This is a genomic window from Rhizobium sp. NZLR1 (assembly GCF_017357385.1).
GTDB lineage: Bacteria > Pseudomonadota > Alphaproteobacteria > Rhizobiales > Rhizobiaceae > Rhizobium.
Genome location: NZ_CP071632.1, coordinates 2,487,123 through 2,512,543 on the forward strand (window position 1 = coordinate 2,487,123; position 25,421 = coordinate 2,512,543).

The 25,421-nt window shown below is 61.3% G+C and carries 24 protein-coding genes; 13 read left to right on the forward strand and 11 right to left on the reverse strand.

What is annotated here, in order from left to right:
- Positions 1-133: 133 nt before the first annotated feature.
- Positions 134-661 carry a hypothetical protein gene (locus J3O30_RS12450; protein WP_207580645.1) on the reverse strand — a complete coding sequence of 176 codons (528 nt, stop codon included), beginning with the start codon at positions 659-661 and terminating at the stop codon, positions 134-136.
- A gap of 297 nt (positions 662-958) precedes the next feature.
- Here J3O30_RS12450 and J3O30_RS12455 point away from each other — a divergent pair, with 297 nt between their 5' ends.
- The 3 genes from J3O30_RS12455 to J3O30_RS12465 all read left to right on the forward strand — a co-directional run bounded on the left by J3O30_RS12455 (position 959) and on the right by J3O30_RS12465 (position 3,383).
- Positions 959-2,170, forward strand: coding sequence for an NADP-dependent isocitrate dehydrogenase (locus tag J3O30_RS12455; protein ID WP_207580646.1), 1,212 nt, complete (start codon positions 959-961; stop codon positions 2,168-2,170).
- 71 nt (positions 2,171-2,241) lie between these two features.
- Positions 2,242-2,688, forward strand: coding sequence for a GNAT family N-acetyltransferase (locus J3O30_RS12460; RefSeq protein WP_207580647.1), 447 nt, complete (start codon positions 2,242-2,244; stop codon positions 2,686-2,688).
- Between the two features lie 68 nt (positions 2,689-2,756).
- A complete protein-coding gene (locus J3O30_RS12465; protein ID WP_207580648.1) occupies positions 2,757-3,383 on the forward strand; it encodes a glutathione S-transferase family protein in 627 nt (208 codons plus the stop codon).
- Positions 3,384-3,429: 46 nt separating this feature from the next.
- Here the strand turns inward: J3O30_RS12465 and J3O30_RS12470 are convergent, their stop codons facing one another.
- Positions 3,430-4,281 (reverse strand): AraC family transcriptional regulator, encoded by an 852-nt coding sequence (locus tag J3O30_RS12470; protein ID WP_207580649.1) that lies wholly within the window; start codon positions 4,279-4,281, stop codon positions 3,430-3,432.
- A 295-nt stretch (positions 4,282-4,576) separates the two neighbouring features.
- Between J3O30_RS12470 and J3O30_RS12475 the strand changes: the two genes are divergently transcribed.
- A complete protein-coding gene (locus J3O30_RS12475; RefSeq protein ID WP_207580650.1) occupies positions 4,577-4,927 on the forward strand; it encodes a hypothetical protein in 351 nt (116 codons plus the stop codon).
- A 353-nt stretch (positions 4,928-5,280) separates the two neighbouring features.
- Here the strand turns inward: J3O30_RS12475 and alaS are convergent, their stop codons facing one another.
- Positions 5,281-7,935 (reverse strand): alanine--tRNA ligase, encoded by a 2,655-nt coding sequence (gene alaS / locus J3O30_RS12480; protein ID WP_207580651.1) that lies wholly within the window; start codon positions 7,933-7,935, stop codon positions 5,281-5,283.
- Positions 7,936-8,100: 165 nt separating this feature from the next.
- Positions 8,101-9,189, reverse strand: coding sequence for a recombinase RecA (gene recA, locus J3O30_RS12485; protein WP_207580652.1), 1,089 nt, complete (start codon positions 9,187-9,189; stop codon positions 8,101-8,103).
- Between the two features lie 229 nt (positions 9,190-9,418).
- Here recA and J3O30_RS12490 point away from each other — a divergent pair, with 229 nt between their 5' ends.
- Together J3O30_RS12490 and J3O30_RS12495 are read left to right on the forward strand one after the other, a co-directional pair.
- Positions 9,419-10,363 (forward strand): carbohydrate kinase family protein, encoded by a 945-nt coding sequence (locus tag J3O30_RS12490; RefSeq protein WP_207580653.1) that lies wholly within the window; start codon positions 9,419-9,421, stop codon positions 10,361-10,363.
- Between the two features lie 88 nt (positions 10,364-10,451).
- A complete protein-coding gene (locus tag J3O30_RS12495; protein WP_207580654.1) occupies positions 10,452-11,378 on the forward strand; it encodes a pseudouridine-5'-phosphate glycosidase in 927 nt (308 codons plus the stop codon).
- A 262-nt stretch (positions 11,379-11,640) separates the two neighbouring features.
- Here the strand turns inward: J3O30_RS12495 and J3O30_RS12500 are convergent, their stop codons facing one another.
- The gene (locus J3O30_RS12500) at positions 11,641-14,235 is read right to left on the reverse strand and encodes a PAS domain-containing sensor histidine kinase (RefSeq protein WP_207580655.1); all 2,595 of its coding nucleotides are present in this window, start codon (positions 14,233-14,235) and stop codon (positions 11,641-11,643) included.
- 307 nt (positions 14,236-14,542) lie between these two features.
- On the opposite strand from J3O30_RS12500, the gene J3O30_RS12505 reads away from it, so the two are divergent.
- Together J3O30_RS12505 and J3O30_RS12510 are read left to right on the forward strand one after the other, a co-directional pair.
- Positions 14,543-15,598, forward strand: a complete 1,056-nt coding sequence (locus J3O30_RS12505; RefSeq protein WP_207580656.1) for a flagellar biosynthetic protein FliO — start codon at positions 14,543-14,545, stop codon at positions 15,596-15,598.
- A gap of 413 nt (positions 15,599-16,011) precedes the next feature.
- Positions 16,012-16,656, forward strand: a complete 645-nt coding sequence (locus J3O30_RS12510) for a DUF1062 domain-containing protein (protein WP_207580657.1) — start codon at positions 16,012-16,014, stop codon at positions 16,654-16,656.
- A 66-nt stretch (positions 16,657-16,722) separates the two neighbouring features.
- On the opposite strand, the gene dksA is transcribed toward J3O30_RS12510, so the two are convergent.
- Positions 16,723-17,142, reverse strand: a complete 420-nt coding sequence (dksA, locus tag J3O30_RS12515; protein WP_164014196.1) for an RNA polymerase-binding protein DksA — start codon at positions 17,140-17,142, stop codon at positions 16,723-16,725.
- A 276-nt stretch (positions 17,143-17,418) separates the two neighbouring features.
- Here dksA and J3O30_RS12520 point away from each other — a divergent pair, with 276 nt between their 5' ends.
- From J3O30_RS12520 to J3O30_RS12535, 4 genes are all read left to right on the forward strand, one after another.
- Positions 17,419-17,913, forward strand: coding sequence for a histidine phosphatase family protein (locus J3O30_RS12520; RefSeq protein ID WP_207580658.1), 495 nt, complete (start codon positions 17,419-17,421; stop codon positions 17,911-17,913).
- 75 nt (positions 17,914-17,988) lie between these two features.
- Complete coding sequence (locus tag J3O30_RS12525) at positions 17,989-19,464, forward strand: YcjX family protein (protein WP_207580659.1); 1,476 nt, start codon at positions 17,989-17,991, stop codon at positions 19,462-19,464.
- Positions 19,461-20,540, forward strand: a complete 1,080-nt coding sequence (locus tag J3O30_RS12530; protein WP_207580660.1) for a TIGR01620 family protein — start codon at positions 19,461-19,463, stop codon at positions 20,538-20,540. The genes J3O30_RS12525 and J3O30_RS12530 overlap by 4 nt, the downstream gene beginning before the upstream one ends.
- Positions 20,541-20,750: 210 nt before the next feature.
- Positions 20,751-21,302, forward strand: a complete 552-nt coding sequence (locus J3O30_RS12535) for a hypothetical protein (protein WP_207580661.1) — start codon at positions 20,751-20,753, stop codon at positions 21,300-21,302.
- A gap of 68 nt (positions 21,303-21,370) precedes the next feature.
- Here J3O30_RS12535 and folK read toward each other — a convergent pair whose 3' ends face one another.
- The 3 genes from folK to folP are packed head-to-tail and all read right to left on the reverse strand — an operon-like array spanning position 21,371 to position 23,113.
- A complete protein-coding gene (folK, locus tag J3O30_RS12540) occupies positions 21,371-21,889 on the reverse strand; it encodes a 2-amino-4-hydroxy-6-hydroxymethyldihydropteridine diphosphokinase (protein ID WP_207584317.1) in 519 nt (172 codons plus the stop codon).
- Positions 21,882-22,247, reverse strand: a complete 366-nt coding sequence (folB, locus tag J3O30_RS12545; protein ID WP_003579602.1) for a dihydroneopterin aldolase — start codon at positions 22,245-22,247, stop codon at positions 21,882-21,884. Before folB ends, folK begins: the two co-directional genes overlap by 8 nt.
- Positions 22,244-23,113, reverse strand: a complete 870-nt coding sequence (gene folP, locus J3O30_RS12550; RefSeq protein ID WP_207580662.1) for a dihydropteroate synthase — start codon at positions 23,111-23,113, stop codon at positions 22,244-22,246. Before folP ends, folB begins: the two co-directional genes overlap by 4 nt.
- A 101-nt stretch (positions 23,114-23,214) precedes the next feature.
- On the opposite strand from folP, the gene J3O30_RS12555 reads away from it, so the two are divergent.
- Positions 23,215-23,841, forward strand: a complete 627-nt coding sequence (locus J3O30_RS12555) for a DUF922 domain-containing protein (protein ID WP_207580663.1) — start codon at positions 23,215-23,217, stop codon at positions 23,839-23,841.
- Positions 23,842-24,155: 314 nt separating this feature from the next.
- On the opposite strand, the gene J3O30_RS12560 is transcribed toward J3O30_RS12555, so the two are convergent.
- Both J3O30_RS12560 and J3O30_RS12565 read right to left on the reverse strand, forming a co-directional pair.
- Positions 24,156-24,476: a 2Fe-2S iron-sulfur cluster-binding protein gene (locus J3O30_RS12560; RefSeq protein WP_207580664.1), complete on the reverse strand. Its 321-nt coding sequence runs from the start codon at positions 24,474-24,476 to the stop codon at positions 24,156-24,158.
- 202 nt (positions 24,477-24,678) lie between these two features.
- Complete coding sequence (locus J3O30_RS12565; protein ID WP_007629359.1) at positions 24,679-25,062, reverse strand: Hpt domain-containing protein; 384 nt, start codon at positions 25,060-25,062, stop codon at positions 24,679-24,681.
- Positions 25,063-25,421: the final 359 nt, after the last annotated feature.

Here is a 25,421-nt window from a genome sequence, read left to right on the forward strand (position 1 = left end):
AAGGATCGACAGATACCGCCGATAGAGCGCAAATCAAACCATCGGAGAACCGATCGGAACAATCGCCCGGGATCGAATTCCCATTATAGATCGCCCGACATCAATCGCCCGACATCAATCGAATGTCGCGCGCCTACTGGCCTTTGGCAATCAGCGCCATCGTCGCCTTCAGGGAATCACGGGCCTGCGTTTCGATATTCTCGGTGACGATATCGTCGATTACCGCTTGGCCAGCCTCCTCGACCACCTCGAAACGAACGGTCGTATAGTCCTTGGCATCGGGCGCGCCCGAGCAGGCAGACTTCTTGAAGCGCACCGTCACCTCGGTCGTGCCGTCAACCGGCGGTGCCGCCGCTGTGGTCATATCCTCCAGCGGGCATGCATCTTGGCCGTTGACGATGACGTCGTAGTTGAACGGCGATATGCCGTCGTCATCGACGGCCGGAAACTGCGCGGCCGCATTGTATCGCGCGACGAAGTCCTTGCTGTAGAGATGATCGAGCCGGCTCGCATCGAAGATGTCGGTCCAATCATTGTTGTTGTCGGCCCAGTTGCTCCCGGTCGCATCCATGATCTCCTTCACCGGAGCGGTGGCATCGGCCGCATGGGCGGCACCTGAAAGGGCGATAAGGTTTGCGATAACAATGGCGAGCGTCTTCATGGTCGAATGTTCCGGACGGGCAAATCAAGGCGGACACTAGTGCATGATGCCGAAAAGTGTGAGCGGTTTTCGGACGACATCATGCTCTGACTTCTAATGTAGAACAGGATTCAGAGTTTAGGCCGACGGGCCAAAATCATCCTGTTCTAGCCGGATTCGAGCGCTTGGCAATGCCGGCAAAAACGCATTGTGAAACCCGTTGCAGCTTTGCGTTCCAGGTTCACAATGCTATAGCGCTCCTCATCACGTCACCCACCTGGGACCCCGTCCCCCTTCAAGCTCGAACGAGGCAGATACATGAACAAGATCAAGGTCGCCAATCCCGTCGCCGATCTCGACGGAGATGAAATGACGCGCATCATCTGGCAGCTTATCAAGGACAAGCTGATCCATCCGTATCTCGACCTCGACATCGATTATTTCGACCTCTCCGTTGAAAACCGCGACGCCACCAACGACCAGGTGACGGTCGATGCCGCCAACGCCATCAAGAAATACGGCGTCGGCATCAAGTGCGCCACGATCACGCCGGACGAAGCACGCGTCAAGGAATTCAACCTCAAGGAAATGTGGAAGAGCCCGAATGGCACGATCCGCAACATCCTCGGCGGGGTTATCTTCCGCGAGCCGATCATCTGCAAAAACGTGCCGCGTCTAGTTCCCGGCTGGACCAAGCCGATCGTCGTCGGCCGCCACGCCTTCGGCGACCAGTACCGCGCCACCGATTTCAAGTTTCCCGGCAAGGGCAAGCTGACGATCAAATTCGTCGGCGAGGACGGCACCGTCATCGAGAAGGAAGTCTTCAATGCGCCGGGCTCCGGCGTCGCCATGGCCATGTACAACCTCGACGAATCGATCCGCGAATTCGCCCGTGCCTCGATGATGTACGGCCTGATGCGCAAATGGCCGGTCTACCTGTCGACCAAGAACACCATCCTCAAGGCCTATGACGGCCGCTTCAAGGACATCTTCGAAGAAGTCTACGAAACCGAATTCAAGGATCAGTTCAAGGACGCCGGCATCACCTACGAACACCGCCTGATCGACGACATGGTCGCCTCGGCGCTCAAGTGGTCGGGCGGCTACGTCTGGGCCTGCAAGAACTATGACGGCGACGTCCAGTCCGACACCGTTGCCCAGGGCTTCGGTTCGCTCGGCCTGATGACCTCGGTCCTGCTGACGCCCGACGGCAAGACGGTCGAAGCCGAAGCCGCTCACGGCACGGTCACCCGCCACTATCGCCAGCACCAGAAGGGCCAGGAAACCTCGACGAACTCGATCGCCTCGATCTTCGCCTGGACCCGCGGCCTCGCCCATCGCGCCAAGCTCGACGACAATGCCGAGCTTGCCCGCTTTGCCGCAACGCTCGAAAAGGTCTGCGTCGACACCGTCGAATCCGGTTTCATGACCAAGGATCTGGCGCTGCTGATCGGCCCCGACCAGCCGTGGCTGTCGACCACCGCCTTCCTCGACAAGATCGACCAGAACCTGCAGAAGGCCATGGCGTAAGTCAGCCCTTTCGCGATAATATTGAAACGGCGGGGATTTTCTCCGCCGTTTTTCATTTGGGAGAACAGCTGATGACGGCGACCCTGCGCCCGCTCGAACCATCTGACCATGCCGCTTGGCAACCCTTATGGGAGGCCTATCAGCGCTTCTATGACGTAGCCATCCCGCCCGAAACCACGGATCTCACCTGGGCCCGCTTCCACGACCCTGACGAACCGATGCACGCGCTCGGCGCCTTCGATGAAGACGGTCACCTCGTCGGCATCGCCCATGCCATCTTTCACCGCTCCTGCTGGCTGCCGCAATGGACCTGCTACCTGCAAGATCTCTATGTCGAAAATAGCCAACGCGGGCTCGGCACCGGCGCCGCGCTGATCGATGCGGTCGCCGATCTTGCCCGCAAAAACGGCGCAGGCAGGCTCTATTGGATGACGCATGAAACGAACGCAACGGCGCGGCGGCTCTACGACAAGATCGCCGAACGCTCGGGTTTCATCCAGTACCGCAAGGCTCTCTGAAGATCGGGGGTTGCACAAAGACCTCGCAGCGCTATTGATTCCGAGCGACGCAACAGGAGGAGGATCTCATGACTGAGGAATTGGTATTCTATACGAACCCGATGTCGCGCGGCCGTATCGCGCGCTGGATGCTGGAGGAGATCGGCCAGCCTTATCGCACCGAACTGCTGACCTTCGGTGGGACCATGAAAGCCCCCGAATATCTCTCGGTCAATCCGATGGGCAAGGTGCCGGCGATCCGCCACGGCGAGACCGTCGTTACCGAATGTGCGGCGATCTGCGCCTATCTCGCTGAGACCTTCCCGGAAAAGGCGCTGGCGCCGAGGCCGGAGGAGCGCGCCCGCTATTACCGCTGGATGTTCTTTGCCGCCGGTCCGCTCGAATCGGCGGTGACGATGAGGGCTCTCGGCTTCGAAATTCCGACGGAGCGCCTGCGCATGGCCGGCTGCGGCGGTTTCGGCGACGTGATGAACACGCTCGAAATGGCCGTCTCCGGTTCGACCTATGTTGCCGGCGAGCGCTTCACCGCTGCCGACGTCTATGTCGGCTCGCATATCGGCTGGGGCCTTGGCTTCGGCTCCATCGAGAAGCGACAGGCCTTCGTCGATTATTTCGGCCGCATCAGTGAGCGTGAGGCCTATAAGCGTGCCAATGCCCTTGATGATGAGGCCGGCAAGACGATGCAGGCCGCCTGATCGTTACCGGCGCGGCTCTCCGATGGCCGCGCCGGGATGCCAGCCTTCAGGCAAGCGGCATGTGAATATCCGTCAGAAGCTCGGTCGGCGGCACGTCGCGCGGATTGTTGAGATATTCCTCGAACATCACCCTGTCCTTCAACTGTCGACCGGATTTTGGCAGCCATTCGGCAAAGAGCCACTGATAGGACTTGGGCATGTCGGCATAGGGACCCTTGTGGCGCAGCACGGCATAATCGCCGCCGTCGATCGTACGCCGCTCGAAAGGCGCATTGACCGGCACTTCGGCAGCGCCGGCGACGCAGGCGATCGAGCGCAGCTTTTCAAGCGGCACAACGTCGGGATCGTCGAGATAGACGCCGATCATCCGCATGTCGGGCTTGGCAAGCCCGCGGGCGTAAAGCGTGCCGAACAATGTCTCGAAGGCCTTGCCGATCTCCATATAAGAGCCGGTATGGGCGACGCCGATCAGTTCGGTTGGTGCGATCTCGCGTATGGTAATGTCGAACATGGCTTTGGTCTTTCCCTTAGGTGAGGGTTGGAAGGCGGTGTGGCTTCCCTCTTTCCGGTAACGGGCCGGCGGCATGCCGTAGACCGACTTGAAGATGCGGTTGAAAGATTGGAGATTGGGATAGCCTGATCGCTTCGCAATTTCGCTGACCGCAAGCTCCGTGCGGACGATCTCGCCCGCCGCGCGATAAAGCCTGAGCCGCTTGACGGTTGCCGCCAGCGTCTCACCGTAAATCGCCCGGTAGATCCTGTGCCAGTGATAGCTCGACATGCAGGCGATCTCGGCAAGGCGCTCCATATCCAGCTCCTCGTCGAGGTGGTCGTGAATATAGGCAGAAACCCGTCTCAGACGATTTTCATAAAGTGCCCATGCCGTTTCGCCGTTCATGTCAAACCTCGTGCAAATCGATCGGCTAAAGAGAACCATATCCCGATTTGACAAATCCTGCGGAGTTGCCGGCTCCGGAGCGCCAACGCTACGCCATCACCCGCTAAGCAACAGCGGGCTAGGAAATTGCTAATCGCCAGATTGACTTTTTCAACCCAAAATAGCAGCTTGAGGTAGTAACAGGGGATGGCTGAAATTCATAATGTTGGGAGCTCTAAGCAAGTTGACTTGAGGATTAAATCAGAGCTCTGTGAAAATGCACGCTATCGTAATCAGTCGCATCTACAAGTATAGAATGAAGTTTCCATCTGGTAATACCCTATGCCGCTGGATAGTAGTGTCATTTGTATTTTTTATTCTGGCTATCTATATTTATGGAGAAACCCTCCAGTCACATAAGAGCCCGGAAGAACAGACGAGGGATATATTAAAAAAATACCTTGTTGAATCTGAAGAAGTCGATCGAATCCGTTTTGCAAATTGCTCCAGAATCGAAGAGTCAGAAACGGATCGGCTTCCAAATGTGAGCTTCTTTATTGGGTGCGAGGTTAAGAAACCGCTTTCGGCAGATCCCATTATTCTTTCAGCGGCGTTCGGTGGCCGGGGGCAGGTTGAATTTATGGATATATCGAGGGGTGAGGAATGACGGGGCCAAGTTCGCAAAAAACTCTGACTAGTTTTGGACGACAGGAAGCGCAGGCGCATTGAGAAACCGGCAACAGAGCCGCTGTCTATGTTGATATGCCGGCTACGCCGCGTCCCTCCTCACAATTCTGTGCCCGTCCCAGGAATCCAGCCACCGCGCGTCTGCGCGGTGAAAGAACCTATGCGACATCGAAGAGAATCTCCCGCGCCCAAGGACTTTGGCGCGCTGGATTCCTGCGACTAGCACAGGAATGGAGCGTCGGAGGAACGCCGAATGAAGAACAAGTCTACCAGCAAAAACTAAGGCGGAAGCCGAGCTTCCGCCTCTTCGAAACTCAGGAATGAACCGGCAGCTCACCCGGCGAGTGCCAAAGCCACTGCCTCGATCGCTTCGTCGGCCTTCGACCCGTCGGGGCCGCCGGCCTGCGCCATATCAGGACGGCCGCCGCCGCCCTTGCCGCCGAGGGCCGCCGAGGCGACGCGCACCAGATCGACAGCACTGAAACGATCGACGAGATCCGGCGTCACCGCGACGACGGCGCTCGCCTTGCCATCGTCGGACACGCCGATCAGGGTGACGACGCCGGAGCCGATGCTGGTCTTGCCGTCATCGGCAAGTCCCTTCAAATCCTTGGGATCGACGCCTGAAATCGCCTTTCCGAGGAACTTGACGCCGGCGACTTCGCGCACGGCATCGACCGAGCCGCCCTGCCCGCCGCCCATGGCGAGCTTGCGCTTGGCATCAGCCAGTTCTTTCTCCAGCTTGCGGCGCTCGTCCATCAACGCTTCGACGCGCGACAGAACTTCGGCCGGCTGTACCTTGAGCGAAGTGGCAAGCGCCTTCACGCGTTCGTCCTGTTCGGCCAGATATTCGCGCGCCGATTCGCCGGTGACGGCCTCGATGCGGCGAACGCCGGCGCCGACGGCACTTTCGCCGAGAACGCGGATCAGGCCGATCTGGCCGGTCGCCCCGACATGGGTGCCGCCGCAGAGTTCGATCGAATAGGATCTGCCGGCCTTGGCGCCACGCATACCCTCGCCCATCGCCACGACGCGCACCTCGTCGCCGTATTTTTCGCCGAACAGCGCCATCGCGCCTTCGGCGATTGCATCGTCGACGCTCATCAGCCGGGTTGTAACAGGCGAATTCTGCAGCACGATTTCGTTTGCCATATCCTCGACGATCTTCAGCTCTTCGGCCGACATCGGCTTCGGATGCGAAACGTCGAAACGCAGACGCTCAGGCGCGACCAGCGAACCCTTCTGCGCCACATGGGTACCGAGCACCTCGCGCAGCGCCTCATGCAGCAGATGCGTTGCCGAGTGGTTGGCACGCAGCCGCGAGCGTCGGGCGTGATCGACGGTCAGAACAACCGCGTCGCCGGTCTTGAATGCACCTTCGACGACGGCACCGAAATGCACGAAGAGGCCTTCGCCCCTCTTCTGCGTGTCTGATATCTCGATCTTGCCGTGGTCGGACGAGATGACGCCGGTATCGCCCATCTGACCACCGGATTCGCCATAGAACGGCGTCTGGCTGACGACGATCTGCACCTTATCGCCGGCCTTGGCTTCTTCAGCGACGGCGCCGGCCTTGACGATCGCCTGCACCACACCTTCAGCGGTTTCGGTATCGTAACCCAGGAATTCGCTTGCGCCGTGCTTTTCCCTGAGCTCGAACCAGATGGTTTCGGTTGCCTTCTCGCCGGAACCGGCCCAGTGCGAGCGGGCTTCGGCCTTCTGGCGTTGCATGGCATCGGTGAAGCCGGAGATATCGACGCCGATCTCGCGAGCGCGCAGCGCATCCTGCGTCAGGTCGAGCGGGAAGCCGTAGGTGTCGTAGAGCCTGAAGGCGGTCTCGCCATCCAGCATGTCGCCCTTGCCGAGATCGGTGGTCGCATCCGACAGCAACGACAGGCCACGCTCCAGCGTCTTGCGGAAACGGCCTTCTTCGAGTTTCAGCGTCTCCGAGATCAGCGCTTCGGCACGCACCAGTTCCGGATAAGCGCGGCCCATCTCCTGCACCAGCGTCGGCAGCAGCTTGTACATCAGAGGCTCGCGGGCACCGAGCAGTTCGGCATGGCGCATGGCGCGGCGCATGATGCGGCGAAGCACATAGCCGCGACCTTCATTCGACGGCAGCACGCCATCGGCGATCAGGAAAGCCGAGGAGCGCAAGTGGTCGGCGATGACGCGATGGCTGGCGCTCCCCTCCGCCTTGACGCCCATCGTCTCTTCGATAGTACCGATCAGCGTGCGGAACAGGTCCGTGTCAAAGACGCTCTGGACGCCCTGCAGAATGCAGGCCATGCGCTCCAGACCCAAGCCGGTATCGATCGACGGACGCGGCAGCGGGTTGCGAACGCCAGGCTCCGTCTGCTCGAACTGCATGAAAACGAGGTTCCAGAACTCCAGGAACCGGTCGCCATCTTCTTCCGGCGAACCGGGAGGGCCTCCCCAGACGTTCTCGCCTTGGTCAATGAAGATTTCCGAGCAGGGGCCGCAGGGGCCGGTATCGCCCATCTGCCAGAAATTGTCAGAGGTGGGGATGCGGATGATCTTGTCGTCGGAGAAGCCGGCAATCTTCTTCCACAGCGTCGCAGCTTCTTCGTCTTCGGAATAGACAGTCACCAGCAGGCGATGTTTCGGCAGATCGAAACCTTCGGTGACGAGCTTCCAGGCAAGCTCGATCGCATTCTCTTTGAAATAGTCGCCAAACGAGAAGTTGCCGAGCATTTCAAAAAAGGTCAGGTGCCGGGCCGTATAACCAACATTGTCGAGGTCGTTATGCTTGCCGCCGGCGCGCACGCATTTCTGCGACGTTGTCGCAGTCGAATAAGGGCGCTTCTCAAGGCCGGTGAAGACGTTCTTGAACTGCACCATACCGGCATTGGTGAACATCAGCGTCGGGTCGTTGCGCGGCACGAGCGGGCTCGACGAGACGATCTCATGACCGTTCTTCTTGAAATAGTCGAGGAATGTCGACCGGATATCGTTCACACCGCTCATGCTATGCCCTTCAATGCTGCCCGAGGCAGGTAAATCTAAATCCATCGGCTTTTAACGTTCGCCTCCGCCACTGTCCAGCAGACAAACAAAACCGGCCGCATTCTGATCAGGGAATGCAGCCGGTTTGGATTTTCTAAAGGACTGGCAGAAAAACTGATCGCGAGATCACATCTCAGCGGCAGCATCACTGTCATCGGGATCCGGTCCGCCGTTCTGCAGGAAGCGGTCGGCGATCAGGCCGGCATTCTGGCGCAGCGACAGCTCGATTTCGCGAGCGAGATCCGGATTGTCGCGCAAGAAGGTCTTGGCGTTTTCGCGGCCTTGGCCGAGACGCTGGCTGTTATAGGAGAACCACGCACCCGACTTCTCGACGATGCCGGCCTTGACCCCGAGATCGACCAATTCGCCGGTCTTGGAAACGCCCTCGCCATACATGATGTCGAACTCGACCTGCTTGAAGGGCGGCGCCATCTTGTTCTTGACGACCTTGACGCGGGTCTGGTTGCCGATCACCTCTTCGCGCTCCTTGACCGCGCCGATGCGGCGGATGTCGAGGCGCACGGAGGCATAGAACTTCAGCGCATTGCCGCCGGTCGTCGTTTCCGGCGAACCGAACATGACGCCGATCTTCATGCGGATCTGGTTGATGAAGATCACCATGGTGTTCGACTTGGAAATCGAAGCGGTGAGCTTGCGCAGCGCCTGGCTCATCAGGCGCGCCTGCAGGCCGGGTAGGCTGTCGCCCATCTCGCCTTCGATTTCGGCGCGCGGCGTCAGTGCGGCGACCGAGTCGATGACGAGAACGTCGACGGCGCCGGAGCGCACCAGCGTATCGGTGATTTCGAGCGCCTGCTCGCCGGTATCGGGCTGCGAGATCAGAAGGTTCTGCAGATCAACGCCAAGCTTGCGGGCATAGACGGGATCGAGCGCATGTTCGGCATCGACGAAGGCGCAGATGCCGCCCTTCTTCTGCGCTTCGGCAATGGTCTGCAGTGCAAGCGTCGTCTTACCCGAGCTTTCCGGCCCGTAAATTTCGATGATACGGCCCCTCGGCAGACCACCGACGCCAAGAGCAATATCGAGGCCGAGCGAGCCGGTCGAGATCGTCTCGATCTCGACAACATTCTCGTTGGAGCCGAGTTTCATGATCGAGCCCTTGCCGAACGACCGCTCTATCTGTGAGAGTGCCGCTTCAAGCGCCTTGCTTTTGTCCACCGATTTGTCCTCTACCAGCCGCAATGAATTCTGAGACATCCGATCCACCTTTAGGTTATTGAAGCCGCCCAAGCAATGTTGAGTTTGTACCCTGTTTGTTCCATTCTCGCAATAGGCGATCAAACAATTGAAAGAAAAAGGTAAAACGGCCCGTGTTCTATTTTTGTTTTATCGATGCAAAGCAACGGCTTAGACCTGAAATGCCAACACGCGCCCATCAGAATGCATCGCATCGATTCGCTTTTTCGGCATTGGGAGAGCGACTGAAATGAACAGAAAGATTCTCGTTCTCGGCGGTGCCCATATCGATAGACGCGGCCGCATCTTGGGCGAGACGGCGCCTGGCGCCAGCAATCCCGGGACCTGGTTCGAAGAGCCGGGTGGCGGCGGCTTCAATGCGGCGCGCAATCTCGCAAGGCTTGGTTTTCAGGTGACGATGATCTCGCCGCGCGGCGGCGATCCGATAGGCGAGATGGTCGGCGAAGCCGCCGATTTCGCCGGCATCGACGACCGGCCTTTCGTCTTCCTCGACCGCAAGACGCCGAGCTATACGGCGATCATTGAGAAAGACGGCAATCTGGTGATCGCCCTTGCCGACATGGATCTCTACCGCTTCTTCGTGCCGCGGCGTCTCTCCATCCGCTGGGTGCGCGAGGCCTTCGCCGCCCATGATCTCATTCTTTTCGACGCCAACCTGCCGGAAGAGACGATCGCGGCGATCGTTGCCAAGGCCCATTCCCTGGCAAAGCCGGTCGCAGCGATCGCCATTTCGCCTGCCAAGGTCGTCAGGCTGAAACCCTGTATCGGGGATATCGACTACCTGTTCCTGAACGAGGCCGAGGCCGCCGCCCTTGCCGGGCAACAGCCGGAAGACGCTGCCGGCTGGCCGCCGCTTCTGAACGCGATCGGCATCAGGAACGCCGTCGTCACCCGCGGCCGCCGCGAGCTCGTCGCTCTTTGCGAGGGCCGCGCCGTGACGCTGCAGCCGCCGATCGCCGACACTGTCGCCGATGTCACCGGTGCCGGCGATTCTCTTGCAGCCGGCACGCTCGCCGCCTTGATGGACGGCCTGCCGCTCGAGGAGGCCGTCCGCCACGGCACCGCGGCCGCCACGCTGACGGTGCAGTCGCGGCATGCCGTCGACGAAAATCTGACCCCGGACCTCTTGAATGCAGCGCTTGCCCTTGTTCCCAAGGTCAGAATTCTGCATTGAAGCGGCGAAATTAAATAGTTGAGCATGATGTCGTCCGAAAACCGCTGCCCCTTTTCGGCATCATGCTCTATCGACGACAGGACAAATCATGACCAAGCCCATTTCGCCTCTTCTGCCAATCGCATATTCGAAGGAGGTCGCCAGCGCCAAGCAGCGCGGCGCGCCGCTGGTGGCGCTGGAATCGACGATCATCACCCACGGCATGCCCTATCCCGGCAATATCGAGATGGCCCGCAGCGTCGAGACGATCATTCGCGAGCAGGGTGCCGTGCCGGCAACGATCGCCGTCATTCACGGCACGCTGCATATCGGCCTTGAAGCCGGCGAACTGGAGCAGCTCGCCAAGGCGACCGAAGTGATGAAGGTGTCGCGCGCCGATCTCGCCTTCGCGATCGCTGAGCGCCGCACCGGCGCTACTACAGTCGCCGCGACGATGATTGCGGCCGCCCGCGCCGGCATCCGGGTTTTTGCCACAGGCGGCATCGGCGGCGTGCACCGCGGCGCCGAGGAAAGCTTTGACATCTCCGCCGATCTCGAGGAACTGGCGCGCACCGGCGTTATCGTCGTCTGCGCCGGCGCCAAGGCAATTCTCGACATTCCGAAGACGCTGGAAGTGCTGGAAACGCGCGGCGTTCCCGTCGTCACCTACGAGAGCGAAGAATTCCCCGCCTTCTGGTCACGCTCCTCGGGCATCCGCAGCCCGCTGTCACTGAACAGCCCGGCCGCCATTGCCAATTTCCAGACGGTGCGCGAACAGCTCGGCATCGACGGCGGCATGCTGATTGCCAACCCGGTGCCCGAGGCTGACGAGATCGCCCGCGAGGAGATGGAAATCTACATCGAGCGGGCGCTGGATAGCGCCGAGCGCGACGAAATCACCGGCAAGGCGGTCACGCCCTATCTGCTCTCGACCATCTTCGACCTGACGGATGGCCAGAGCCTGAAGACCAATATCGCGCTGGTCGAAAACAATGCGCGGCTGGCGGCAGAGATTGCCGTGGCGCTTGGGGAATAAGGTAGCGGGCCGGCAGGAATCGCCTCGGTAGATAGGCCGTACCGGGTGAGCCCCCCTCTGCCCTGCCGGGCATCTCCCCCACAGGTGGGGAGATCGGCTGCGGCACCGGCTTCCACGACAATCAACATTGCAATCCGGCAAACGATAGAGAGGCGGGAGGATCATGCCTCTTGTCGATCTCCCCACCTGTGGGGGAGATGGCCGGCAGGCCAGAGGGGGTGTCTCACGGCACGCCCTCTCAAACCTCTGAGCCACCGAGCTCCTAACTATCCAGCGTTTCCTTCACCACCACCGCAAGCTGCTTCAACGAAAAAGGCTTCGGCAAGAACCCGAATTTTGCCTCGGGCGGCAGGTTGCGGGCGAAGGCATCTTCGGCGTAGCCCGAAACGAAGATGAATTTCATGTCGGGATAGGTCTTGCGCAGCTCGCGCAGCAGTGTCGGCCCGTCCATTTCGGGCATCACCACGTCGGAAACGACGATGTCGACCTTGCCGTCGAGCTCTTCCATAATGTTGAGCGCCTCGACGCCCGATCCCGCCTCGTGCACGGTATAACCGCGGGTTTCCAGCATGCGCTTGCCGCCGCGGCGCACCGCCTCCTCGTCTTCGACGAGAAGGATGACCGCCGATCCAGTCAGGTCCTCCGGCTGCTGCGGTGATGTGGGCTGGGGCAGCACCTCGATGGCGCCGTCGATCGAGCCTGCTTCGCCGGCAACCACCGGCTCCGGGATGTGGCGCGGCAGAAAGACACGGAAGGTCGTGCCCTTGCCGACTTCGGATTCCGGCTGGATGTAGCCGCCCGATTGCTTGACGATGCCGTAGACCATGGCAAGGCCAAGTCCCGTGCCCTTGCCGACATCCTTGGTGGTGAAGAAGGGCTCGAAGATTTTGTCCATGATTTCGGGCGCGATCCCGGTGCCGTTATCGGCAACTTCGATCAGCACCATGTCCTCGGCCGGCATGTAGGAATAGTTGAAGGCGGAGACCTCGGAGGCTGTCAGGTTTCGGGTTCGCAGCGTCAGAGTGCCGCCCTCCGGCATCGCATCGCGCGCATTGACGCAGAGATTGATCAGCACCTGCTCGAATTGCGAAAGGTCTGTTTTGACAGGCCAGAGGTCGCGGCCATATTGCACGTCGAGCTTGACGTTGGTGCCGGAGAGCAGCCGGTCGACCAGCATGCGCAGGTCGCCGACGACATCGGTGAGGTTGAGCACCGAGGGCCGCATCGTCTGCTTGCGCGAGAAGGCGAGCAACTGGCGCACCAGCACCGCGGCGCGGTTGGCGTTGCGCTTGATTTCCATCAGGTCGGCAAAGCTGGCATCGGCCGGCCGCGCCTGCAGCAGCAGATGGTCGGAGGAAAGCAGGATCGCCGTCAGCACATTGTTGAAATCATGTGCGATGCCGCCGGCGAGCGTGCCCACAGCATTCATCTTCTGCGTCTGCGCCATCTGCGCTTCCAGCGCCTTCTGCTCGGTCACCTCGACGGCATAGACGATCGCCGCCTCCTCGGGCGCCTCGTCGCTCTGGTCGATGACCGCATTGACATAGAAGCGGAAATAGCGCGCCTCGTCGGTCGGCGTACGGGTATCGAGCGGCGCGATGTCGCCCTGCCGGTCCTTGGCCGCCGCCAGCGCCGCAGCCAACTGCGGCCGATCGCTCTCCTGGACAATGGTTTCGAGATGCGGCGCCTTTTCGAGATCGTCGCGCGAGACGACGCTGGAAAACAGCTTCAGGAACGGCGCGTTGGTCCGCAGGATGCGCCCGTCGCCGTCGACAGAGGCGATTGCCATCGGCGTGTTGTTGAAGAAGCGGGTGAAACGCATAGCGGCAGCCGACGCGGACTGGCCGCCGGCCTCGCTCTTTTCACGCCCCAGCACGATCGTCCGGCTTTCGCCGGGTGCGCCGTCGCGCATCGAGGTGACGCTGTGAATGATCTGCACCGGCAGGCTCTGGCCATTGGTCTTGCGCAGGTCGAGATCGAGCGTCACGGTCTTTTTCAGGCCCGGTTCGGCCTGCACCGACTGGATCAGCGCCAGCCCCTCGCCCGCCACCACGTCGCCGATCGTCATCGAGCCCGGCACGAATTTGGTAAGGTCGAGGCCCAGCCACTCGGCAAGCGTTGCATTGAGATAGAAGATCTCGCCCTTCCTGCCGGCGGAAAAGAAGCCGGCCGGTGCATGGTCGAGATAGTCGATCGCGTTCTGCAACTCCTTGAAGAAGCGCTCCTGGTCGTCGCGCTCGGTGGTGATGTCGGTGATCTGCCAGATCTGCAGCGGTTTGCCGCTGTTCTCCTCGGGCTGCAGCAACCGCGCCTTCAGCCGGTACCAATGCGCGCCGGAGCTGTTGCTGCCAGGCCCGACGGCGCGCAGCAGGCGGAATTCCTCCCGGCCCTCCTTGCCCTCGCGCAGGCCGTTGACCAGCCTGTAGAGTGCTTCGTTCGATTCGCGGTGGCGCGACAGCAGGGTTTCCAGTGTCTGCACCTCGGTCGCCTTGCGCGCGCCGGTCAGCGCGCCATAGGCGGCGTTGGCATAGATGATTCGGCCCTTTTCGTCGGTGATCAGCGTGCCGTCCGGATGGCTGTTGAGGAAGGCGCGCGCCAAGCTGTCGGATTGGCGCTGCGGCATCACCTCGATGAAACCGATGACCGAGGAGACCAGGAAGAAGATGCCGACCATGGCGAGCACGCCGAGACCGCCAAGCACGACCTCGTTGTCGAGCGAGCTCTTGAAGACGACAAAGCCGCCGGCGGCTGCGATCAACACGAGAGCCAGCAGAAGAATGCGCAAAACCGTGCCAGAACGCCCCCCACGATCCACAAGCGGTGCGTTATACTCGTCGGCCTGACGCGGTTTCGTCATGTATTCCTCACATAAGCCCCTCCAGCTTCGTAGCACGAACACGAAGCGGGAATCAGGCACTGTTTCCTTCTTAGCAATTTGCTGCGTCGGCAAAAACACCGCTGGCCGGCAAGACTGCTTGAATTCACAGGCAACAGCGCCATCTGCCCCTGAAGCTCAACCCGGCCACCCGAGCGCATGGTCGCCGGGCGCCAAGCAGCGAAACACGAAATCGCGTTCTCCCGTGACTGGACAGCACCGGCGGCCCTTGCCTAAGGAACGGAAAAGTCGTCAATATGTGCCGAAATGTGAAATGGAGTGAGTGATTATGTTGGGTGATGTTGTCGGAGCTTATGGCAGCCGTTTCCTGCTTGCGGCCGGTGGCGTCGGTCTGGCGCTTCTCTTGCTCATCCTCGTGCTCTGGGTGATCCGCAGACGGGCACCCTCGCCCTTCTTGCGCGGCGGCCGCAACCGCCAGCCTCGCCTGCAGGTGCTGGATGCCGCAGCTGTCGATACCCGTCGCCGGCTGGTGCTGGTGCGCCGCGACGACGTCGAGCACCTGATCATGATCGGCGGCCCGAGCGATATCGTCATCGAAAGCCGTATCCTGCCGGGAGCGACCGAACAGCCGGAAAGCGCCAACCGCCCGCAACTCGTCGAGCAGCGGCCAATACCCCCAGCGCGGCCGGAAACGCCGGCGGTTTCTCCGCCCCACCCGCCGGTCGCGACCCCAGTCGCAGGCCCCGTTGCAGCCCGCATCGAGCCGGCGGCCGAGCCTTCCTTCTCCGCGCCGGTTTCGCCGGTGCCGCTCCCGCGCCCCGAACCGCCTGCCCCGCCGGCTGTCGCCCCGCCCGTGGCGACGAGCCCTCTTCCGGCAAACCCCATGACGCTGTCGGTCGAACGCGACTCTCCTGTGCCTGCCGCCCCGCCGCAGCCGCGCCCGCCGGAGCGTCCCGTCGCTCCTCCGGTCGCACAGCCTGCATCTTTCCACGATACAGCAAGTGCGGCCGAGATCCTCGATGCCGCCCGCCAGCGCGTGCTGCCGCAGCAGCGCATTGAACCCGAGATCTCCGCCCCGCCTGTCCACGTGCCGGCCGCCGCCCGCGCCGCACCTGGTACGGCAGAGGCCGATGCGGCTGCGCAGTCGGCAGCGGCAATCCGCGGCGATTTCCAGCGGGTGCTGGATGAGGAGATGTCGAACAATCTGACGGCCGAACGCATCGTCCCGGTGCCGGCGAACCAGGCCCCCCGCCAAGCCATACCGCAGCCGGGCAACCTGCCGCGCCGCGATCCCGATCTTGCTCCGATCACCGGCGCCGATACCGAGCTGCAGAAGGAAGTGGCCCGCATCTTCGGCGAGATGAGCGTCAACCGCGACAAATGAGGCAAACGCGTCCGCGTGAAACCGGGTTGGTGCGCCTTCGTTTTCATCATCAAGTTGCACAAAAGCCGCATGCCGCGGCTTTTTCCGTTTCCGAATGCCTCCGGCCTCCCCATCATGCCGATCATTTGGTATCGATCAGGGTGAAGAGCGTCGGCGCATTCGAGGTTACATATTGCCTAAATAAATTCCGGTCTCACTCCAGTTTCACCCGTACTGCCGCCTAGCGACACGCTGGCGGCATGCGAACATGTTCATCGGGTGGTGGCGAGAGACCGGTTTGGCATTGTTACAATGTGCCAAGTGCAGCTCCGCTGTCTCAGCTCTTCAGCCGCCCACAACATCGCCACACCGCGCCCGCAAGGGTCTTCTCACGCACCATCTCGATGGGCTTCCGAACGGAAGACCAAGACGATATGTGCAAGACGCTTCGGGTCCGATGGACCATTATTCCCAAGACAGCGCCCCGGCCTTGGATTGCATGCGGCGGATGCGGAGGCCTGAGAGCCTTTCAGTCCAGCGGCAAGATCCGGCTCAATGCCAACGGCCGCAAGCTGGACGCCTGGCTTATCTACAAATGCCTGACCTGCGAACGGACATGGAACCGGCCGATCCTCGAGCGCCGGAATGTCCGCGACATCGATCCTGCCGTTCTTGACGCTTTGCAATCCAACGATCCGGACTGGATCCGCGCGGAAAGCTTCAACCTCGATGCTCTCCGACACAAATCGCTGCGTGTGGATGAGTTTGCCGAATTTGAAATCGCGAAGGAAATGCAGCACGAAACTGCCAATTGGACGAGATTGGCAATCGAACTGATGGTGCCGTTTCCAACAAGCACCCGCCTCGACCGTCTGCTGGCCTCGGAACTGAAGCTTTCACGTTCGCGGCTGCGGGCTCTTCACGACAAAGGCATGGTCCGGACGGCTCCTGAGCGGGCAGACATCATGCGGCGGCGGATCAGAAATGGCGCCCTTGTGGTGATTGACCTCTCCATGGAGACCGAGCGGGAGCAATCGTGGAAACCTCTGGCGACAGGCAATTACGCCGTAGAACAGTGATCAACGAAAAAAGCGCCGCGATCGGATCGCGGCGCTTGTTCTGTTCTCATCTCTGCATGAAGACCATTATTCGTCGCGATAGACCTTTTCGCGGCGTTCGTGGCGCTCCTGCGCCTCGATCGACAGCGTCGCGATCGGGCGGGCGTCGAGACGCTTGAGGCCGATCGGTTCGCCGGTTTCCTCGCAAAAGCCGTAAGTGCCGTCTTCGATGCGCTGCAGTGCCGCGTCGATCTTGGAAATCAGCTTTCTCTGCCTGTCACGGGCGCGAAGTTCGATCGCCCGATCAGTTTCCGACGACGCCCGGTCGGCGAGGTCGGGATGGTTTGCGCTTTCCTCGGCCAGATGGTCGAGGGTTTCACGCGCTTCTCTAAGGATATCATTTCTCCATGCAACCAGCTTCGTCCTAAAGTAGGCACGCTGGTTTACGTTCATGAACTCTTCCTCTTCCGAGGGAACGTAATTGCTAAGATCGATCTTCTCACTCAACGCGATTCTCCTGAAGAACATCTCATCTGGCCGGGTGTATATCCCAAGCGCTAGCCGCGGTTCAAGCCAAATACGACAGGTAAACAGATTTTTAAATCTGTTACAATTTTAGGCTAACGATCTATTTTGTCATGGTTATTCCGGCTTCCGTTTTTTTCTTCGCCTTCAAAACGCCGTGTTGTCAGCCACGTTTTGCGCCGTTGCGGCATGGCTGGCGATTGACGGCGGCCGATTGCAACCGCTACTGAAAAGACCCACCCGATCCTGGATTTGCCCATGACCGTACCGCTGCCTCCGCCCAACCGCATCTATCTCCTGCGTCATGCCGAGGCCGCCTGGGCCGACCCCGGGCAGCGCGATTTCGACCGGCCGCTCAACGAAAAGGGCTTTGGCGATGCGGAGATCATCGCCGACAAGGCCGCCGACAAGGGCTACCGTCCCGATCTTGTGATCAGTTCGACGGCGCTGCGCTGCCGCGACACCGCCGGCGCCGTCCACCGGGCAATGGGCGTTGCACTCGACGTGCGTTATGTCGATGCGCTCTACAACGCCACGGTCGACACCTATCTCGAGATCGTCGATGCCCAGGATGAGGCGGCCGTCATGCTGGTCGGCCACAATCCGACCATGGAGCAGACGCTGGAGGCGCTGATTGGCCATGAGGCGATGGTCGGCGCCCTTCCCGGCGGCTTCCCGACGGCTGGCCTTGCCGTCGTCGATTACGACGCTTCCGCCGCCGTCTGGCGCCTCGCCGATTTTGTGATCGTCTGAAAGCTTTCGCGCCGCGTCTTTTTCGGGCGGCGTGCCCTTCCTATATTGCCGGCAGTCACTAACCGGAATCGCGCCTTGCCGCCACGCTTGACATCCTTTGCCGATGACGCCCGCATCGCCCTCGACAATCTCGCCGATCGGGCGAGCGGCCTCGTCAATCCGACCGTGCGGCTCGGCGTCACCGGCCTCTCCCGCTCCGGCAAGACGGTCTTCATTTCCTCGCTGGTTCACAATCTCCTGCATGGCGGCCGCCTGCCGCTGTTCGAGCCGGTGCAATCCGGCCGCGTCTCGGCGGTGCGGCTGGAGCCGCAGCCCGACGATGCCGTGCCGCGCTTCCAGTACGAGGACCATATCCGCGCGCTGGTGAAGGACCGTATCTGGCCGGATTCGACCCGCGCCATTTCCGAACTGCGCATCACGCTGGACTATCAGAGCGCCAGCGGATGGAACCGGCTGTTTTCGCCCGGTCGCCTGTCGATCGACATCGTCGATTATCCCGGCGAATGGCTGCTCGACCTGCCGCTGCTCGGCAAGGATTACCGCACCTTCAGCGAGGAAACGCTGGCGCTGGCGCAAACCGGCGTCCGCTCGGAACTGTCGCGTGGATGGCTGGCGCTGACGCATGCCGCCGATATCCACGCCGGCGCCGACGAAATGGTCGCTCGCGACCTCGCCACCGCCTTTGCCGATTATCTCAAGGCCTGCAAGGCCGACGAACGCTCGCTCTCCACCCTGCCGCCCGGCCGCCTGCTGCTGCCGGGCGATCTCGACGGGTCGCCTGCGCTGACTTTCGCGCCGCTCGCTCTGCCGCCGGACGGGCGTCCCGGCCGCGGCTCGCTCTGGACGATGATGGAACGGCGTTACGAGGCTTATAAATCGGTCGTCGTCAAACCCTTCTTCCGGGAGCATTTCGCCCGGCTCGACCGCCAGATCGTGCTGGTCGATGCACTGCAGGCGATGAACCGCGGCCCTGAAGCCGTGCAGGATCTGGAACGCGCCCTGACCGATGTGCTCGCCTGTTTCCGCCCAGGCACCAATTCGCTGCTCTCCTCGCTGCTCGGGCGCCGCATCGACCGCGTGCTGGTTGCCGCCACCAAGGCCGATCATCTCCACCATGAAAGCCACGACCGGCTCGATGCCCTGACCCGCCGCCTGGTCGATCGTGCCATCGACCGCATCGGCATGGCCGGTGCCGGCATCGACGTCATGGCGCTGGCCTCCGTGCGCGCCACCCGCGAAGCCTCGGTCAAGCGTGAGGGTCATGAACTGCCGGTCATCGTCGGCACGCCGATGGAGGGGGAAACCATTGCCGGCGAGCGCTTCGACGGGCAGAGAAAGACCGCAATCTTTCCCGGCGACCTGCCGGAGGATCCGGAAAGCCTGTTCGACCGCATCGCCTCGGGCGAGACCGGCCTGCAACTGCCCGATGTCAACGTCGTCAGGTTCCGCCCGCCGCAGCTTGAGGAAACCGGCGGCGGCATCAAGCTGTCGGTACCGCATATCCGCCTCGACCGGGCCATGCAGTTCCTGTTCGGAGACCGTCTCGCATGAGCAAGCCTCCGTCCGAGCCGCCACGCCGCCCACCGGCGGTCTTCACCTACGAGGACGAGGCCACCGAGCGTCATGATAACGGCCGCCAACGAGAGCAGCGGCGCAGGCCGGAAAGCTTCTCCGAAAACATCGTCGTGACGGCCGATGAAGACGATCCCTTCCTCAATCCCGACAAGGATCTGAGCGCAGTGCCCGTGGCAACGCCGCTGAGACGTCGGACCTCCTTCGGCAAGATCGCCGCCGGCGCCTTCGGCATCCTGTTGTCGCTAGGCCTCGGCCTCTGGACCGACAGCCTGATCCGCGATCTCTTCACCCGCGCCGACTGGTTGGGTTATGCAGCCCTTGCCGTGCTCGCGGTCGGCATTCTCGCCGTGTTTGCCCTCGTCATCCGCGAGACATTAGGCATGATGCGCCTTGCCGCTGTCCAGGCGATCAAGGCCGAAGCGGAAGCCGCAATGGTCGAAACCCGGCCGGCAAAGGCGCGCGCCGTCGTCGCCCGCCTGATCACGCTGCTTTCCGCCAATCCCGAAACATCGAACGGCCGCGCCACGCTGAAGGCGACCGAGGGCGAGGTCATCGATCCCCCGCACCTGATTGCGCTTGCCGAACGGGAATTGCTCGCTCCGCTCGACCGCAAGGCTCGCGCCTTGATCGTCAACGCCTCGAAGCGCGTCTCGATCGTCACCGCCGTCAGCCCGCGCGCCGTGGTCGATCTGCTCTATGTGCTCTATGAGGCCGTGCGGCTGATCCGCGCCATGGCCGAGCTCTACGGCGGCCGCCCCGGCACGCTCGGCATGTTCCGTCTGCTGCGTGACGTGCTGGCGCATCTGGCGGTCACCGGCTCGATCGCCGTCGGCGACAGCCTCGTCCAGCAGGTGCTCGGCCACGGGCTGGCCTCGAAGCTCTCGGCAAGACTCGGCGAAGGCGTCATCAACGGCCTGATGACCGCCCGTATCGGAATCGCGGCGATGGATCTCTGCCGCCCGCTCGCCTTCCACGCCCTGAAGCGACCGGGAATCGGTGATTTCATCGGCGATCTCGCCCCCTCCATGTCGCCGCGCGGCAACACTCCTTGAACGAAGCAGCGATTCCGCGGCTTTCTCCTCCCCTTGCGTAAAGCGGAAGAAATTACAGCGGATTCAAAGCGATAATGGCGGTATGCTGAAATTACAGCCGCGCGAAAGCCCTGTGCCGCATCGCATTTCGACATGATTGAAAGGAAGGATTAACCATTCTTCGGCAAAACTTGCAGCCAGTTCGTGAGTGGTGTTTGCCAAGGAAAATCCATGTATTCGCGCAAGCTTCTTATTATATGCGGTCTGGCCGCCGCGGCACTGTCTCCCGTCGCAGATGTCGCTCCGGCAGCCACCGCTGCAACCCGTGACAAGGCCTTCTTCGATTCCGTCACCGGCTCCTGGAAGGGCCCGGGCGAAATCGTTGCCGGCAAGTACAAGGGCACCAAATTCACCTGCAATCTGATCGGTGAGCCGACTGGCGACAGTGGCGCCGGCATCAAGCTCGACGGCACCTGCCGCGTCGGCGTCTTCAAGCAACCGATGACCGCCGTCATCTCGCAGTCGGGCTCGACCTACAAGGGCAAGTTCCTCGACGGCGCCGCCGGCAAGGGGCTTGACGTCGTCTCCGGCGCCGTTTCTGAGGATACCGTCGTCGTCGGCATCAACCGCGCCAAGCTGAACGGCGCGATGATCGCCCGGGTGCGGGACGACAAGACGATGAATGTCACCGTTTCCGTCAAGGTCGAAAGCCAGATGATCCCGGTCATCGGTCTGACACTGACCCGCCAGGTCGACGAGATGGCCGTCGGTTCTATCGAATAGATAAATCGTATAGTGGATTTTCCTGAAGCGGCGGGTTTCCCGCCGTTTTCCGTTTCAGGATCTCCGCTTCAGCTTTTGAGCCACCAGTCGCGGCTGTTATCGGCGACTTCGATGCCCGCCACATCAGCATCCGACAGCCAATCGCTGATCGCCCTGCCCTTGACGAAAATGTCCGCCGCGATATCGGCGAGCGGCATCAGCACGAAACCGCGATCGGTCATGCGCGGATGCGGCAGTTCCAGCCGCGGCGCCTCCTGAATGACGTCGCCATAGGTCAGCACGTCGATATCGAGCGTGCGCGGACCCCAGCGCTCGATGCGCTCGCGTTTCATCTCCCGTTCGATCGACAGGCAGACATCGAGCAAAGCCTCGGGTTCCAATCGGGTCTCGACGGCGGCGCAGGCGTTGAAGAAGAAGGATTGGTCGGTCTTGCCCCAGGGCGGCGTGCGATAGAGCCGGGAGACCGCCGTCACCCGGCAGTCATCTCGTTCGTCCAGCCTCTGCAGTGCGGCGGCCATCGCCTTGACGGGATCGCCGACATTGCCGCCGAGACCGAGTGTGGCCGATTGCCATGCGGCCTCAGGCAAAGTGCTCAACGCTCACCTGCACGAAATCGAGCACGCCGGGCACCGGCGCGTTCGGCTTGCGCACCGTGATCTTCGCCCGCCGGACCTGCGGGAATGTCTCGCACAGCCCCTTGGCGATATCGAGCGCCAGGGCCTCGATCAGGTAACGCCGCTTGCCCGTGACGATCTGCTCGATCACGGTGAAGGCGATGCCGTAATTGACGGTATCGTTGATCGAATCGCTTTCCAGCGCCTCGCCGGCAACGACATCGAGCTCGGCATCGACGAAGAAGCGCTGGCCGAGGAATTCCTCCTCGTCATGCACGCCGTGGCGCGCAAAGAAGGCGCAGTTCTGCAGCGTGATCGTGTAGGTGGTCATGTCGGCCGCTTCCTCTCGAATTCCTGGCGCGCATTCAGCATAGCATCGACGATGTCGAGCGCATCCCTGTTGATTGCGACATTGTGCACCCGAAAAACCGCAGCGCCTTGAAGTCTGAGCAGGGCGCTGGTGACAGCCGTCGCCGCGTCTCGGTCCGGCGCCTCACGTCCCGTCACCGCGCCGAGGAAGCGCTTGCGTGACGTGCCGGCGAGCAGCGGCAGGCCAAAGCGGGAAAGTTCGGAAAACCGCGCCATCAGTTCGAGATTCTCCTCCGCCGTCTCCTTGGCGAAGCCGAAGCCCGGATCGAGCACGATGCGATCGCTGCTGACGCCCGCGGCCTGGGCGATCGCAAGCGACCGTTTCAGAAAATGCACCTGGTCGGCGATCACATCGGGAAGCTTCGCCCTGTCGCGGCCGGTATGCATGATGCAGAGCCCGGCCCCGGTCGCCGCGGCGATGTCGGCGATATCGGGCTCCTTCTGCAGCCCGAAGACGTCGTTGACGATATGGGCGCCGGCACTGACCGCCAGCCGCGCCGTCTCGGCGCGATAGGTATCGATCGAGATCAGCGCCTGAGTGCGCCCGCGTAGCGCCTCGATGACGGGCAGCACGCGCGCCTGCTCCTCGGAAGGGCTGACGGATGCTGCGTTCGGCCGGGTCGATTCGCCGCCGATATCGACAATCCCGGCCCCCTCGCTCACTGCCCGCAGCGCGTGTTCGACCGCCGCCTCGACGGTTTCAAAACGTCCGCCGTCGGAAAAGGAGTCCGGCGTCACGTTGATGATCGCCATGATGAGAGAACGACGGCCGAGTTCGATCTGCCGGCCATGGCCCACACGCCATAAACTGCCTTCGAGCCCTGTCACCAGACTTATCCCATTGATCACGAAAAAAGCGCCATCCGATATTGCGCTTGTGGTGGCTATGCCCCAAGCTCCGGTCGATTTCAACACGGGTTGCGTTCAGAATGCCGCTTGCAGTGCGTTATATGGTCCTTCCTATCGCCTTTTCCATTGCTCTTTCCGTCTGCAGCCCAGCGGCGGCAGAAGTGATCGCATCGAAAAGCTACTCCTATTTCGACATCCGCGGCAAAACCGCGGATGAGCTCGACCGCGAACTCAGCCGGCGCGGCCCGACGTCGAGCGGCTCCTCGGCGCGCCATCCCGGCGCAACGAAGATCCGCTTTGGCGGTGAAGCCACCTATATCCAGGATAACGGCCGTTGCCGCGTTGGCAGCGTCAAGGTCACGGTCCACACGCAGATCATCCTGCCGCGCTGGAGCAGCCGCAAGGGCGCCAGCAAGGAGCTGTCGATGATCTGGGATGCCCTGTCGAGCGATATCAAGCGCCACGAGGAGCGCCATGCCGAAATCGCCCGCGATCAGGCCCGCGCCATGGAACGCGCCATTCGCGCGCTGCCGCAGCAGCGCAGCTGCGAGGCCATGCAGGAACTCGTCACTGGCGAATCAGCTCGCGGTATAGACGAGCACGATCGGCAGCAGGCGCGATTCGACCGGGTCGAAGCGGTCAATTTCCAGAAGCGTATGCTGAGGTTGCTGAACAATCGAATCAACGGCCGAGCCGGCGAAAAATAAGGCTTTTTTAGTCTGGTTGCGAGCGGAAAACCTTAGCTGCACAACAAAACTTGTGCGAAACTTGCACCCTCCCCAGTGATTTAATGGTCATTTTTCATCCTGGCAGACTCAACCGGAACGCGTTAATATGAACACATTCGAAAGTTCAGGTACGGCATCTGCACTTTCATCGCTGGGTTCTCCTGGCGCGTTCCGAAGCCGCGGATGTTCCTCCCTCATCCGTAGGTAATGCGCCCGCCTCGCCTCGCTCGCTCAAGCGCGCGAGGCGTCTTTTTTTCTGGACGAATTCTGGCGAAGTTTGAAGCGCAGCGCGCTTAAGCCTGGCGTTCCGGCACGTGCACCACGAGACCGTCATAGACAGACTTCATGCGGATCTGACAGGACAGCCGCGAGGTCGGGCGCACATCGAAGGCGAAGTCGAGCATATCCTCTTCCATCGCTTCCGGCTGACCGACCTGTTCGGTCCACGCCTCGTCGACATAGACATGACAGGTCGCGCAGGCACAGGCGCCGCCGCACTCGGCCTCGATGCCGGGCACCGAATTGCGCACGGCATTCTCCATCACGGTGGAGCCTTGGTCGACGTCGAGGTCGAAGCGCGTGCCGTCGAAGGCGACGATGGTAAGTTTGGGCATCAGGACTATTTCCGGTCTTCAAATGATGGGCGGATTTTCTTCCGACAATTCGACGCGTCAGTCAACATCGGGAAATTCACTATAGCCTCGCAGATTGGGGTTTCACCCGCCGTCTCCAAAGCGTCATGCCACAGGTCGCAAAAAGACCCGTGGTTCCGCAATGGAACAACGGGTCCTTGTTTGAACGGTCTAGAGAAAGAAATCAGCCGCGGCAGAGCTTCAGAATGAAATTCTCGGCGTCGATGACGGCTGCACCGAGCGCTGCCGTCGCACCGGCATCGCCGCCGTTTTCCTCGACGGCCTCAGCCGTCTGCGACACGCGGAACGCGCCGACCGAACTTGCCGCGCCCTTCAGGCGGTGCGCGGCCGCGCCGACGCGGATGGTTTCGCCGCTCGCAATATCCTGCAGACATGCACGAGCCTGGCGCGCAAACATCTGAAGGACTTCGATTTCCAACGTCTTGTCGCCCATCGTCTGCTTGGCGAGATGAACCAGATCGATTGGCCGGACCTTCGAGGGACAGGGTCCCTTTGCATTATCCGGCGCCTCGAATACGATGTTCAATGCTGCCATCTGAGCTGCCATTGCCAATTCTCCCGTCTCGTGTCGTGCGCAGTTCCAACAGTTCTGCGTCAGGAGGGTGGCCATCACGTTAAATTCCGGCACATTCAGGGCGGAAATCTCGCCACATGGTTAACGTCCGTTAAATATCGCTAAATTATTGGTTTTTAAGCGGTGCTACGGATTTAAAGATGTTAACAACGGGTTAACGAGCCTCAAATCTCAAGCCTTCATTAATTGTGTGAGGAGCCCAGATGTGTCACTACGATACTGGTGGAGCGGGTTTATGGTACGCGCCTTTGCCGAGTGAGTGGATAATGGTAGTGTTTTGATACCTTCCGTTTGAAAAAGCGGCTATCTACTCTGAAATGACATGCTTAATC